Origin of the sequence: Limisphaera sp. 4302-co (genome assembly GCF_049537155.1) — a bacterium.
Classification (GTDB): Bacteria; Verrucomicrobiota; Verrucomicrobiia; order Limisphaerales; family Limisphaeraceae; genus Limisphaera.
In genome coordinates this window covers 558823-571600 of sequence record NZ_JBMVQZ010000001.1, presented here as the reverse complement: position 1 = coordinate 571600, position 12778 = coordinate 558823, and the positions used below count along the sequence as shown (strand labels likewise).

The window sequence follows — 12778 nt, the reverse complement described above, 5'->3', positions numbered from 1 at the left end:
GCTCCGGCCCTCCCGGTTTTTGCGGCCGGCATGCTGCCGGCAGGGCGCCGGGGGATGGGGTGGCCGGTGAACGAGACCCAGGCAAGGAACAATCCGGAAGGCAACATGTCGAAACGATTGGTTGCAGCGGCGGTCCGACTGGTGGTCGGGCTGGGCTGGGTGTGTGTGTGGAGCGGCTGCCAGCGGCCGCTGGCGGTGCCGGCTGTCGGGGAGGCGGCGGGACCGTGGCGGGAGGCTGCGGCGATTGTGGAGCGGGTGCGGCCGCCGCGGTTTCCGGATCGGACGTTTGACATTACGGACTACGGGGCGGTGGCTGACGGGCGGTCGGATGCGACGGAGGCGATCCGCCGGGCGGTGGAAGCCTGTGCGGCGGCGGGCGGCGGTCGGGTGCTGGTTCCGGCGGGCGAGTACCTGACCGGGCCGATTCATCTGCGGAGCGGGGTGAACCTGCATGTGGCGGAGGGGGCGGTTTTGCGCTTCAAAACGGATCCGGATGCCTATCTGCCGCCGGTGCTGACGCGGTTTGAGGGCATGGAGTGCTACAACTATTCGCCCCTGATTTATGCGGTGGATCAGCAGAACGTCGCGGTGACGGGGCGGGGTGTGCTGGACGGGCAGGCCGGTGATGACAATTGGTGGGCTTGGAAGGGCGGGCGCAACCAGCCGGTGGGGGGGCCGAACCAGGTGGCGGCGCGCAATCGGTTGGTGGCGCAGGTGGCGGCCGGGGTGCCGGTGGGGGAGAGACGCTACGGATCCGGCGGTTACCTGCGGCCAAGCTTCATCCAGTTCTATCGCTGCCGGAACGTGTGGATCCAGGGGGTTCGGATCCGGCGATCTCCGATGTGGAACATTCATCCGGTGCTGTGCACCAACGTGCTGGTGCAGGGGGTGGAGGTGATCTCGCACGGTCCCAACAATGACGGGTGCAATCCGGAGTCGTGCACGGACGTGGTGATCGAGGACTGCGTCTTCGACACGGGGGATGATTGCATTGCGATCAAGTCGGGCCGGAACGATGACGGGCGCCGGATTGGCGTGCCGTCGGCCAACATCGTGGTGCGCCGTTGTGTGATGCGGGACGGGCACGGCGGCGTGGTGATGGGGAGCGAGATTTCCGGGGGATGCCGGAACGTGTTCGTGGAGGATTGTCAGATGGACAGTCCGAATCTGGACCGCGTGCTGCGGTTCAAGTCCAACGCCGTCCGGGGCGGTCACATCGAGAATGTCCGGATGCGGAACGTGAAGGTGGGGCGGGTGGCGGATGCGGTTTTGCAGATTGATTTTCTGTACGAGGAAGGTGCCAACGGGCCGCACCGGCCGGTGTTGCGGCACGTGCGCATGGAGAATGTGGAGGTGGCGCAGGCACGGCGGGTGCTCGATATCCGGACCTTTGAGGGGGCCGAGATTACGGACGTGCGGTTGATCCGGTGTCGGGTTCGCGGGGTGACGCAGCCGGATCGGGTGGACGGCGGGGATGTCCGCTTGGTGGACTGCGAGGTGGAACGTGCTCCGTAGGAGGACCGGCGGACGCCGGGGGGCCGGCAGTCGTCGTTGAACCTTTCGGGCCCGGCGAACGTTCGGGGCAACCGGTGCCGGTTGCCCCGCGGCTTTTGTGTCCCGTGCAGGCAGGGCGGGGCCGGGTGCGGGTACAACTGCGGGACCGGTGGCTGGGAGCGGCCCGACGGGGGGGAGACGCCCCGCCGGTCGGGATCGAAGCCCGGGACGCGTTCCTGCGGGGGGGGAAGGGGCGGGCGGCGGGGGTTGCGGCCGGTCAGATTTGTGTTTGAGCCGGCGGTTGGGATGGGGTATCGGATGGATCCTGCTGCGGAGCCCATGAACGAAGTCAAACAGCTCGGGATCCTGGAAGAGTTCCGGCTCGAGTTCCAGGCGATCTGGCCGCGGGTGCCGAACAAGGGGATGTTGTTCGCGCTGTGCGCGCTCTGGTTGATGTTGTTTCATTTCCTGGGGAATTCGACCTTCGGCTACGTCAAGACCGCCTCGCTGCTGGAATGGATGGTCAATGCCTACCGGGCCAACGACTGGGATGAGGGACACGGGCTGGTGGTGCCGCTGATCGTGGCGGGGCTGATGTGGTGGAAGCGGAAGGAGCTGTGGGGCGGGCCGCTGGAGCTTTGGCCGCCGGCTCTGGCGATTGTGGGGGTGGCGGCGGGATTGCACCTGCTGGGTTATCTGATTCAGCAGCCGCGGATCTCGATTGTGGCGATGTTTCTGGGCCTTTACGGCCTGATGGGGCTGGCGTGGGGGCCGCGGTTTTTGCGTGCCTGTTGGTTTCCGTATGTGCTGCTGGTGTTTTGCATCCCGCTGGGTTCGCTGGCGGAGATCGTGACGTTCCCCTTGCGGATGGTGGTGACGTACATCTCGGTGGGCATTGCGCAGGCGCTGGGGTTCGACGTGTTGCGGGAGGGCTCGCTCATTTACGATGCGCAACGGACCTACCGGTATGACGTGGCCCCGGCCTGCAGCGGGATCCGCAGCCTGATGAGCCTGCTGGCGCTGACGGTGATTTTCGGCATGACGGCTTTTCGGACGGCGTGGCGCCGGTGGGTGATGGTGCTGGCGGCGGTGCCGCTGGCGGTGTTGGGCAACGTGGCGCGGATCACCTTCACGATTCTGGTGACGGAGGTGTTCGGGCAGTCGTACGGCGTGAGCGTGGAACAGCGGTTCGGTTTCGTGACGTTCGCGGTGGCGATCGGTTGTCTGTTGTTGTTGGAACAGTGGTTGCGCGAGCCGGAGGCGGTTCGGTCGGCTCCGGCGCGGGCGGGGACGGAGGCATGAACCGGAGGGTTTGGATCTGGTCGGTCGTGACGGCCCTGCTGATGGCGGGCACGGCCTTTTTGTTGGCGGAGTTGAGGGGACGCCAGCGATTGGGTGAGTCCGGGGTTCGGACACGGCCGATTCCCGGGGAAACCCTTCGTGTGGAGGTGGAACTGCCGGAGGTGGTGCCGGGGTACCGATCCGAGCCGGTGGCGGTGCAGCAGGAGGTGGTGGAGGCGTTGCCAGCGGACACCAGTTTCGGTCAGCGGATCTACCGTGGGGAGGACGGTTTTGAACTTTTGTTGAACGTGGTTTTGATGGGCACGGACCGGACCAGCATTCACAAGCCGCAGTTTTGCCTGGTGGGGGCGGGCTGGCGCATTGACGAGACGGTGACGGATCGGATACGGATTCCGCGGCCGCATCCGTATGATCTGCCGGTGGTGAAGCTGTTGACGAGCCGGGAGATGACGGTTCAGGGCCGGGCGGTGCCGGTGCGCGGGGTGTATGTGTACTGGTTTGTGTGCGGGGACGGGCTGAGCGGGGAACCGACCGGCTGGGAGCGGATGTGGTGGATGGCGCGGGAATTGGTGACGCGCGGGGTGTTGCAGCGATGGGCTTATGTGACCTGTTTTGCGGTTTGTGCGCCGGGGCGCGAGGAAGCGACCTACGAACGGATGAAGGCCTTTCTGGCGGAGGCGGTGCCCGAGTTCCAGACGGTGCCGGGCCCGCCTGCGCCGGTTGCGGCGGGGAATCAGGAAGGGGCGCAATGAAGCGCCGGGGCATGGACAATCGGATCGGTTGCCGGGCCGGGGGCGGTCCGGTGAGGGTTTGAGCGCATGGCGACGCGCGAGCGACAGATCCGGTTGCTGTTGAACCAGTGGGTGGACGCGTGCCTCTTCGGCTTGGCTTTCTGGCTGGCCTACGCGCTCCGGACCCATCCGCGGGTGTGCGACTGGCTGGATCTGCCGCCTTTCCCGGTTCCGTTCGATGCCTATCTGTGGGTTTACCTGCTGTTGATTCCGGCGGGGCCGCTGACGCTGGAGGCGAGCGGGTTTTACCGGCGGCCGGTGCTGGGCCCGCGCTGGCAGAGCACCCTTTGTTTGCTGCGGGGCGTGGTGCTGCTGTGCATGGGGCTGACGCTGCTGCTGTTTTTCACGCAGTTGGTGACGCCCCGCTGGATGGTGGTGTGGTTCGGCGCGCTGGCCTTTGGTCTGGTGTATGCTCGGCAGGAGGTGCTGCGCTGGATGTACCGGCGGCGGCTGACCCAGCCGCAGTTCCGGCGCCGGGTGGTGCTGGTCGGGGTCCCCTCCGAGTTGGAACGGCTGCGCCGCCAGGTGGAGTCGCATCCGGACGAGGGGATGGACGTGGTGGCGGAGCTGGATCTGACGCGGGAAGACCCGGGCCGGATCACCGACCTGCTGCACGAGCACTCGGTCAACGGGGTGTTGATCAGTGCCGAGCACACGCACTTTGGTCACGTGCAACGGGTGATCCGGGCGTGTGAAACCGAGGGGGTGGAGGCCTGGCTGATGGCGGAGTTCTTCCGCACGGAGATTTCGCGCACGACGCTGGACGATTTTTACGGCCGGCCGGTGCTGGTGTTCCGAGCCACGCCGGACAAGCCGATTCAGTTGATGATCAAGCGCGCGGTGGACGTGGTGGGTTCGGTGGTGTTGCTGGTCGTGCTGGCGATTCCGATGCTGGTGGTGGCGCTGTTGATCCGGTTGACCTCGCCGGGCCCGGTGCTGTTCCGCCAGCAGCGGGCGGGTCTGAACGGCCGGCCGTTCACCATGTACAAATTCCGCACGATGGTGACCAACGCCGAGCAGCTCAAACACGAGCTGGAGCAGCTCAACGAGATGTCCGGTCCGGTTTTCAAGTTGAGCAATGACCCGCGGGTGACGCCGATCGGCCGGTTTCTGCGCCGCTACAGCATTGACGAGCTGCCGCAACTGATCAACGTGCTGCGCGGCGAGATGAGTCTGGTGGGGCCGCGGCCGCTGCCGGTGGACGAGGTGGCGCGGTTCGACGATGTGGCGCATCGGCGCCGGCTGAGTGTCAAACCGGGGCTGACCTGTCTGTGGCAGATCAGCGGGCGGAGCGAACTGCGCGATTTCAAGGAGTGGGTCCGGCTCGACCTGGAATACATCGACCACTGGTCGCTCTGGCTGGATTTCAAGATCCTCCTGCGCACGATTCCGGTGGTTCTTACGGCCAAGGGGGCCAAATGACGGATCCGTGGCGGGCACGAAGCGAAGGCGACCAGTGGAACTGCATTTTGGCAGACCGCGGACATGAAGAAGGGTGAAACGGAAACGATACGCGCCGGCCGGGGGGCCGCCTCCGCCCGTGGGAAGCGTCGGGCCGGCAGGGAACCTGTGTCGGTGGTGACCGGTGCGGCGGGTTTTCTGGGGTCGCATCTGACGGATTATCTGCTGGCCCGGGGTCACCGGGTGATCGGGATTGACAACCTCATCACCGGCAACGTGGCCAACATCGAGCATCTGGCGGGCGAGCCGCGTTTTCGGTTCATCCGGCAGGACGTCACGGAGTATCTCTTCCTGGACGGGCCGGTGGATTACGTCTGGCACTTCGCGTCGCCCGCCAGTCCGGCCGACTACTTGAACTATCCGATCCAGACGTTGAAGGTGGGCTCGCTGGGCACGCACAAGGCCCTGGGCCTGGCGCGACACAAAGGGGCGCGCTTCTTGCTGGCGTCCACCTCGGAGGTGTACGGCGATCCGGAGGTCCATCCGCAGTCGGAAGATTACTGGGGACACGTCAATCCGATCGGCCCCCGCGGTTGTTATGACGAGTCCAAGCGGTTTGCGGAGGCCCTGACGATGGCCTACCAGCGCGAACACGGTCTGGAGACACGCATCGTGCGGATCTTCAACACCTACGGGCCGCGCATGCGGCTCAACGACGGTCGGGTGGTGCCCAATTTCATCGCCCAGGCACTGAAAGGCCGGCCGTTGACGGTGTATGGGGACGGATCCCAGACCCGCAGTTTCTGCTATGTATCGGATCTCATCGAGGGTGTGTACCGCCTGATGATGAGCGATTACGGGTTGCCGGTGAACATTGGCAATCCCACCGAACTGACGGTTCTCGAGTTCGCGCGGGAGATTCTGCGTCTGACGGGCTCCAGGAGCCGCATCGTTTTCAAGCCCTTGCCGCAGGACGATCCGCGACAGCGCCGGCCCGACATCACCCGGGCGCGGGAGTTGCTGGGCTGGAGCCCGCAGGTTCCACTGGAGGAGGGGCTCAGGCGGACCATTGCGGACTTTCGCCGCCGGTTGTGAGGCGGGGCCCGTTTTGCCGGCGGGCGGGGTGCCGGGGAGGGGCTCGCGGGGCATGGGCGGCGGGCAGGTGGCGGTGAGGTTGCAGTTGCGAAACATCCGAGCATCGGGCATTGCGCGGTGGATGGAGGGGGCTTATGGTGCCGGCGGTGCCATGCAGAACGGGCCCGCCAGACCGGTAGAGCTGCGACCGCCGGACGATACCCCGGCCGGCCGGTTGCGCCACCAACTGGCCGAGGCACGGGCGGTGCGCATGCTGGCGGAGGCCACCGGGGATGAGCAGGCGTGGCTGGAGAAGTTGCGCACGGAATTTCCGCGCATCGTTGCGTACCTGCGGAAGCACCGGGGAGTGGAGTTTCGCGGCCGGGTCTTGGAGATCGGCGCGGGTGCGTGCGCGTTCAGCGCGGAACTGTCGAAGCTGCCGCAGGTGGTGGAAGTGGTGGCCACGGATGTGTCCCGCCGCTTGTTGGAGGAGTTGGCGCCGCGCGTCTTTGCCGGGCTGGGCGCCCGGGCGGACAAGATCGTGCGTGTGCCTGCCGACTATCACCGGCTCGGGTTCCCCGATGAATCGTTCGATTTCGTCGTATGCTCCGCCGCGCTGCACGAGGCGGTGGACGTGGTCGGCGTGTTGCGCGAGGTACGGCGGGTCCTCAAACCCGGCGGGCGGCTGGTGGCGGTGCGCGAGCCGCGTCCGGGCCGGTGGTCCCGTGAAAGGGTGGACCGGTCTTCATCCGGTGGTGTGGCACGCCGGTTGAGACCCTATACTCGTGCGGAGTACGAGGCGTTTTTCCGTGCCGCAGGGCTTCGTTTGCTGGGGACACCTTCCTGGAGCGGGGGTGCATGGCGGGCCTATGTCAACGGCCTGTGGGAGGGGATCACGCGGGATGCGTTTGTATTCGTGGCGGAGCGGCCGCCGGTGCGGATGGGCATCAGGCGCAGCCCCGCTCCAGGCCGGCGCGGATAGGCGGAGCGGTTGTGTAGAGCCGGCTGCCGGGACGGGGCGGATCCGCGGCTGCCCTGTGCGGAGCTCTGGGACAAGCCCTCCCGCGTGAAACGGGGAGGTTCGGGGAGGCGGAGTGGCTACGGTTTGGCGGGTCCGGGCTCGCCCATGACGGTCACGACGACACGGCGCTCGCGTGGTTTGATGTCGCATTCCAGGTGGAAGATTTGCTGCCAGGTGCCCAGGAGGGGCCGGCCGTTGCGGACCGGCACCGTGAGGGCCGGTCCGAGCAACGTGGCTTGCAGGTGTGAATGGGCGTTGCCGTCGTGCCAGGTCTGTTCGTGGTCGTAGTGGCGGCCGGGTGGCAGCAGGCGGTTGAGTTCACGTGGCAGGTCGGCCTGCAGGCCGGGTTCGAATTCGATGGTGCCGACGGCCGCGGTGCTGCCGACGTTGAAGATGTGGACGAGGCCGGTTTGGACTCCGGACCGGGCAACGATACCGGCCACCTGATCCGTCAAATCGTGCATTTGTCCGGCGCGGGTGGTGTGCAGGCGGATTTCCTCCTGATGAACCATGGCGACAGGATACGCATGCCTCACGCGCGTGGCCAGACGCCGAAAGCGGTGGCCCTGTTGCAGAGCGCCCGGACGGCCTGTTGGAGCGGAACCACTCAGTTGGCCGCGAGGAGGAGTTGGTAGGCTTCGAAGAACCTCCGTGCCATGGTGGCCGGTGCGAGATATTCCCGCATGCGGCGGAGCGTGTCCGGGTCAACCTCGCCCTTGGAGAAGAGGGGGTGGGCCAGTGCCTGATGCAACGCGCGCACCAGGTCCTCCAGGTCACCCGGCTCGAACAAGACCCCGTTTTGGCCGGGTAGGACGTAATCTGGTATGCCGCCGACCCGGGCGCCCACCACGGGCACACCGGCCACCACGGCTTCTTTGACCGAGTTGGGGCTGACGTCCACGCGTGTGGGGCAGATCAGCAGGGTGGCTTGCGCAAGTTCGGCCGCCACTTCCTGCAGGTCGAGGTGGGAAAGGAACCTGACCCGTTGCCAGAAGCGGTGCGGGAACCTTGCCCGGAGCTGGTCGGCCCAGGGACCGGCGGGGGCGCCAATATGGATGAGTTCCCATGGGAATTCCGCCGGGAGCCGGTTGAGCGCCTGAAACAGGAGGTCGGTGCCCTTGGCGTAGTGGAAGCGACCGTTGACCACGAACCGCACGGAGTGTGCGGGCGGGCGCCGGTCCAAGCGGTGGAAGAGCGGGTTGGGTGCGTGCTCGATCTGCACGACCCTGCGCGGGGCGAAGTGGCGCCGGACGAACTCGACGGCGAACCGGGACTCGGTGGTGACGAGCGGTGCGCGCGGGAGGCTGTGCCGTTCGAGCCGGGCGGCGACGCGATTGTAAAGTGGCGGCCGCGGCACCACCTGGCAGTACCATGTCATGAGGCCCTGGACGGTGACCAGATACGGGTACGGCAGGCGACCGGCCACCAGAGCAGCTCCGTTTTCGGTTCCCCAAGCGTGGACCAGATCGGGCCGGATCTGGCGGAGGCGTTTCCGGATCAGCCAAGTGTCGTACCAGAAGAGCGAGGGGGCACGGAGGCCGCCCCAGGTTCGGACGCAGTGGAGAGTGGTGGAACCGATCCGGAACGAGCAGGTGCGGGGAAACTGTTTGCGGAGGGCGACGATGTGGAGTTCGAGCCCCGGATTCTGTTCCTGCCAGGCACGGAACAGCACGCGTTGCCACGAGGCCGGGTGATGCCGGGGCATGCTTTGGAAGTCCGGCGGTGCTTCCGGCAACCATTCCACCGGGAAGTAGGTGATCCAGGCGACTTTCAGCGGGCGCGCGGGCATGGGGAGGACGAGAGGCGCAACCCGGGACGATCAGTCGTGCCGGTGGCCGGGTGGATGGGCAGCGTTTTCCTTGCCGGGGTTGGGTCTGTGGAATAGAAGGTCCACATGATACTGGCCGGCAAGAAAAACCCGGTGCGGCTGCTGGGTCAAGCGCTGCGATGCTGGTGGTCGCTGCGGGATACCGGCGCTTTTTCCCCGGGGGACGCCTGGATGAACTGGCGCCACTGGTTGTGGCCCGGCCGATGGATGATGCGGCACGCTGCCCGTGAACTGCCGGCGTGGGCCCGGGCGGAGGAGTTGGAGGAGGGCGTGCACCGCGTGCGGGTGGAACCGTTGGGTGTGACGGTTTACTGGCCGGGGCAATGGAACGCGAATGTGTACCATGCGCTGGCGCAGGAGTGTGATCCGGCTCATCCGCATCATTACACCACGCCGCCGATCGAGCTCGACGGCCGGAGTGTGGTGGTGGACGTGGGGGCGTGCGAGGGGCTGTTTGCGTGTCGGGTGTTGAAGCAGGGGCTGGCGGCGCGGGTGATTGCGTTTGAACCTTCGGCCCGTACGGCGGCCTGTTTGCGGCGGGCGGCGGAGGAGAACGGCCTGGCGGGGCGGCTGACGGTGGAAGTGAAGGCGGTGACCGCCCGTCCGGGCCCGGTTCCCTGGGTGGAGGGCGAGGCGCCGGAGGCGAACCGCATCGGCGCGGTTTCCGGGGACGTGGCGGCTTCCATGGTGGAGGGGGTGAGTCTGGACGCCTACTGTGAGGAGCGGGGGGTTCGGTTGGGTCCGTGGGATCTGATCAAGATTGATGCGGAGGGGGCGGATCTGGATGTGTTGAGGGGAGCGGAACGGCTTCTGCAGGAGGGCGCCCCGCAGGTGGCGGTGACGACCTATCACGTGGAGAGCCACGCGCGCGAGATTTGGGCGTACCTGCGCCGGGTGCAACCGGCTTACCGGTTTCGGATCAAGGGCCTGTGGTTGTTTGGTCCGGTTCGGTTCTGGGGCGGGGCGCGGTTGCGTCCGGTGCTGTTGCAGGCGGCGGTGCCGGTGGAGCAGCGCGCGCGGTGGGAGGCGAATGAGCCTCGTCCGTCCGGCCGCGGCGTTGGTGGCGGTTCAGGTGTGGCTGAACAGGTCCAGCTGGGCTGAGGGAGCGAGCTGGCGAAGTTTGTCCCGTTCGCGGTGCGGTCGGGTGCTGGTTTTTGGAGTGCCGTCGGGATTGAGTTCGGCTTCTTCCAAGTTGGCGAGGATGACGCGCGCGCGTTCGATGACCGGTCCGGGCACACCGGCCAGTCGGGCGACGTGGATGCCGTAGCTTTTGTCGGTGGCGCCCTCGACGATTTTGTGGAGGAAAACGATCTGGTCACGCCACTCGCGGACGGCGACGTTGTAGTTCTTCAGGCGTGGCAGCCGGGCGGCCAGTTCGGTCAGCTCATGATAGTGGGTGGCGAAGAGCGTCTTGGCGCCGATCTGGTTGTGGATGTACTCGACGATGCTCCAGGCCAGGCTGAGTCCGTCGAAGGTGCTGGTGCCGCGGCCGACCTCGTCCAGCACGATCAGGCTGCGGGCGGTGGCGTGGTGGAGGATGTGCGCCGTTTCGGTCATCTCGACCATGAAGGTGCTCTGGCCGCGGGCGAGGTCGTCGGAGGCGCCGATGCGGGTGAAGAGCCGGTCCACCAGATCGATGCGGGCAGCACGGGCCGGGACGAAGGACCCCACATGGGCCAGGAGGACCAGCAGGGCCACCTGCCGGATGTAGGTGCTTTTGCCGGCCATGTTGGGGCCGGTGATGAGGGCGATTTGCGGGGGGCGTGGATGCGGGTCGGCGGAGGTTTCGGGTCCGGCTTCGGACGTTGCTGCGCTGGGGCCGCTGGCCAGCCAGGCGTCGTTGGGGACGAACCGGTCCTCCAAGAGGGTTTGTTCGAGGACCGGGTGCCGGCCGTCGCGGATCTCCAGAAGGCCTTCGTCGCGGACGACGGGGCGGCAGTACTGGAAGAGCCGGGCGGTTTCGGCCAGTGCCGCCAGGGCATCGGCCTGGGCCAGCGCGGCGGCGGCCCGCTGCAGGGGAGCCAACCGGGCCAGGACCTGCTCGCGGATCTGTTGGAAGATTTCGTACTCGAGTTTGAGGCTTCGTTCCTCGGCGCCGAGGATCCTGGTTTCGATCTCCTTGAGTTCGGGCGTGATGAAGCGTTCGCCGTTGGCGATGGTTTGCTTGCGCTGGTAGTGGGCCGGGACGCGATCGAGGTTGGCGCGTGTGACCTCGATGTAGTAACCGAAGACGGAATTGTAGCGGACCTTCAGTGAGGCAATGCCGGTGCGCTGGATTTCGTCGGCCTGGTAGCGGGCGATCCAATCCTTGCCCTCGCGCATGGCCCGGCGGAGTTCGTCGAGGGTGGGATCGTATCCGTCGCGGATGAGACCGCCTTCTTTGACGGAGAGGGGCGGATCGTCCACGATGGCGCGTTGGATGAGCTCCGCCAGGTCGGGGAACGGTTCCAGGTGGGCCGCCAGGTCCTGAAGCAGGACGGCGCGGGGGGCGGACGTTTCCTCGAACGCGGGGAGGGTGGAGTTGCTGCGCGGGCCGGTGGCGATCTGCTCCAGGAGAGCGCGCAGCGCGGGCAGTTGTTCCAGGGCCAGTCGGAGGGCGAGCAGGTCGCGCGCGTTGGCGCTGCCGGAGCTGAGCCGGCCGAGGGTGCGTTCCAGGTCGCGTACCTCGGCGAGTTGTTGCCGGAACCGTTCCAGCAGGGATGGCTGGTCCACGAAGGCCTGGATGGCGTCCTGTCTGCGGTGGATGGGGTCCAGCGTGGCCAGCGGTTGGGAAAGCCAGTCGCGCAGGCGCCGTGCGCCCATGGGCGTGACGGTGCGGTTGAGGGCACCGTAGAGACAGGCGTTGCGGGGTGCGTCCCTGTGCAGCGGTTCGAGGACCTCCAGATGCCGCAGCGTGGTGGCGTCCAGGGCGAGGTAATCTCCCCGCTGGTAGAAGGAGAGGTGGGTGAGGTTCCGCAGGTCGCGTCGCAGATGGTGGGTGAGGTAGTGAATCACGGCGCCGGCGGCGCCCGTGGCCAGGGGGCGGCCTTTGAGGCCGAACCCGTCCAGGGTGGCCACCCGGAAGTGTTCGCGCAGGGTGTATTGGGCGGTGTCGGGGCTGAATGCCCAGTCTTCGAATGGATTGACCACCCAGCCGAAGCGGGCCGAACGGCGTGGGAGGATCTCCGCCGGTGTGGGGTGGGGCGGGGGGACAGGTCCGGCCGGGGCGGCTGCCGGTCCGTCAGCCAGCTGCGCGTGCAGGGTGACGGCCTCGGTCGGGTGGATGATCTCGGCGGGGCGAAGCCGTTCGAGTTCGCATTGCAGGGCCGGCAGGTCCTCCAGCTCGGTTGCGCGGAACTCGCCGGTGCTGAGGTCCACGACGGCCAGGCCGTAACCCTGGGTGCCCGGATGGACGGCGGCCAGGAAGTTGTTTTGTTCCTGGGGCAGCAGGCGTTCGTCCCAGTGGGTGCCGGGCGTGAGGATGGCGGTGACCTCGCGTTTGACGAGTTTGCCGGGTTTGGCCTCCTCGAGTTGATCGCAGAGGGCGACCTTGTATCCGGCGCGGAGGAGGCGTCCGACGTAGCTGGAAGCGGCGTGGTAGGGCAGGCCGCACATGGGAACGCCGTTGCGGCGGGTGAGCGCCAGGCCGAGGATCCGTGCGCCCACCTTGGCGTCCTCGAAGAACATTTCGTAGAAATCGCCCAGTCGGAACAGCAACAGGGCATCCCGTGGCAGCTCGCCTTTGATCCGGCGATACTGCGCCATCATGGGAGTCAGACCTTTGCTGTCCGCCATGGCAGGGGATTGTTGAGAAGGATCGGCCCGCGGGGCAAGCGTTTGGCCGGGGCCGGCGGGGGCGGCGGGGCACCCGGGGACTGGGCCCGTGGG

At 66.9% G+C, this 12778-nt stretch carries 10 protein-coding genes; 7 read left to right on the top strand and 3 right to left on the bottom strand.

The features are described 5' to 3' along the window. Window positions 1-105: 105 nt before the first annotated feature. From ACPDIX_RS02135 to ACPDIX_RS02110, 6 genes are all read left to right on the top strand, one after another. On the top strand, window positions 106-1515 hold the full coding sequence (locus ACPDIX_RS02135) for a glycoside hydrolase family 28 protein (RefSeq protein ID WP_423430115.1): 1410 nt from the start codon (window positions 106-108) through the stop codon (window positions 1513-1515). A 318-nt stretch (window positions 1516-1833) separates the two neighbouring features. Next, the gene (locus ACPDIX_RS02130) at window positions 1834-2796 is read left to right on the top strand and encodes an exosortase/archaeosortase family protein (protein WP_423430114.1); all 963 of its coding nucleotides are present in this window, start codon (window positions 1834-1836) and stop codon (window positions 2794-2796) included. After that, window positions 2793-3548, top strand: coding sequence for an exosortase-associated EpsI family protein (locus ACPDIX_RS02125; protein WP_423430113.1), 756 nt, complete (start codon window positions 2793-2795; stop codon window positions 3546-3548). Before ACPDIX_RS02130 ends, ACPDIX_RS02125 begins: the two co-directional genes overlap by 4 nt. Window positions 3549-3614: 66 nt before the next feature. Further along, complete coding sequence (locus ACPDIX_RS02120) at window positions 3615-5009, top strand: sugar transferase (protein WP_423430112.1); 1395 nt, start codon at window positions 3615-3617, stop codon at window positions 5007-5009. A gap of 63 nt (window positions 5010-5072) precedes the next feature. Beyond that, window positions 5073-6083, top strand: coding sequence for a UDP-glucuronic acid decarboxylase family protein (locus tag ACPDIX_RS02115; RefSeq protein WP_423430111.1), 1011 nt, complete (start codon window positions 5073-5075; stop codon window positions 6081-6083). Window positions 6084-6234: 151 nt separating this feature from the next. Continuing rightward, the gene (locus ACPDIX_RS02110; RefSeq protein WP_423430110.1) at window positions 6235-7044 is read left to right on the top strand and encodes a methyltransferase domain-containing protein; all 810 of its coding nucleotides are present in this window, start codon (window positions 6235-6237) and stop codon (window positions 7042-7044) included. Between the two features lie 116 nt (window positions 7045-7160). On the opposite strand, the gene ACPDIX_RS02105 is transcribed toward ACPDIX_RS02110, so the two are convergent. Together ACPDIX_RS02105 and ACPDIX_RS02100 are read right to left on the bottom strand one after the other, a co-directional pair. Beyond that, window positions 7161-7595 carry a secondary thiamine-phosphate synthase enzyme YjbQ gene (locus ACPDIX_RS02105; RefSeq protein ID WP_423430109.1) on the bottom strand — a complete coding sequence of 145 codons (435 nt, stop codon included), beginning with the start codon at window positions 7593-7595 and terminating at the stop codon, window positions 7161-7163. A gap of 95 nt (window positions 7596-7690) precedes the next feature. After that, a complete protein-coding gene (locus ACPDIX_RS02100) occupies window positions 7691-8872 on the bottom strand; it encodes a glycosyltransferase family 4 protein (protein ID WP_423430108.1) in 1182 nt (393 codons plus the stop codon). Between the two features lie 105 nt (window positions 8873-8977). On the opposite strand from ACPDIX_RS02100, the gene ACPDIX_RS02095 reads away from it, so the two are divergent. After that, on the top strand, window positions 8978-10012 hold the full coding sequence (locus ACPDIX_RS02095; RefSeq protein WP_423430107.1) for an FkbM family methyltransferase: 1035 nt from the start codon (window positions 8978-8980) through the stop codon (window positions 10010-10012). Here the strand turns inward: ACPDIX_RS02095 and mutS are convergent. Beyond that, entirely contained in the window at window positions 9980-12685 is a 2706-nt protein-coding gene (mutS, locus tag ACPDIX_RS02090; RefSeq protein WP_423430106.1) for a DNA mismatch repair protein MutS, read from the bottom strand. The genes ACPDIX_RS02095 and mutS overlap by 33 nt on opposite strands. Between the last annotated feature and the right edge of the window lie 93 nt (window positions 12686-12778).

What these genes read in the sequence shown, in the direction of transcription:
- ACPDIX_RS02135 (WP_423430115.1), top strand. Translation starts at nt 106, where the DNA reads ATGTCGAAACGATTGGTTGCAGCGGCGGTCCGACTGGTGGTCGGGCTG.
- ACPDIX_RS02130 (WP_423430114.1), top strand. Translation starts at nt 1,834, where the DNA reads ATGAACGAAGTCAAACAGCTCGGGATCCTGGAAGAGTTCCGGCTCGAG.
- ACPDIX_RS02125 (WP_423430113.1), top strand. Translation starts at nt 2,793, where the DNA reads ATGAACCGGAGGGTTTGGATCTGGTCGGTCGTGACGGCCCTGCTGATG.
- ACPDIX_RS02120 (WP_423430112.1), top strand. Translation starts at nt 3,615, where the DNA reads ATGGCGACGCGCGAGCGACAGATCCGGTTGCTGTTGAACCAGTGGGTG.
- ACPDIX_RS02115 (WP_423430111.1), top strand. Translation starts at nt 5,073, where the DNA reads ATGAAGAAGGGTGAAACGGAAACGATACGCGCCGGCCGGGGGGCCGCC.
- ACPDIX_RS02110 (WP_423430110.1), top strand. Translation starts at nt 6,235, where the DNA reads ATGCAGAACGGGCCCGCCAGACCGGTAGAGCTGCGACCGCCGGACGAT.
- ACPDIX_RS02105 (WP_423430109.1), bottom strand. Translation starts at nt 7,595, where the DNA reads ATGGTTCATCAGGAGGAAATCCGCCTGCACACCACCCGCGCCGGACAA.
- ACPDIX_RS02100 (WP_423430108.1), bottom strand. Translation starts at nt 8,872, where the DNA reads ATGCCCGCGCGCCCGCTGAAAGTCGCCTGGATCACCTACTTCCCGGTG.
- ACPDIX_RS02095 (WP_423430107.1), top strand. Translation starts at nt 8,978, where the DNA reads ATGATACTGGCCGGCAAGAAAAACCCGGTGCGGCTGCTGGGTCAAGCG.
- mutS (WP_423430106.1), bottom strand. Translation starts at nt 12,685, where the DNA reads ATGGCGGACAGCAAAGGTCTGACTCCCATGATGGCGCAGTATCGCCGG.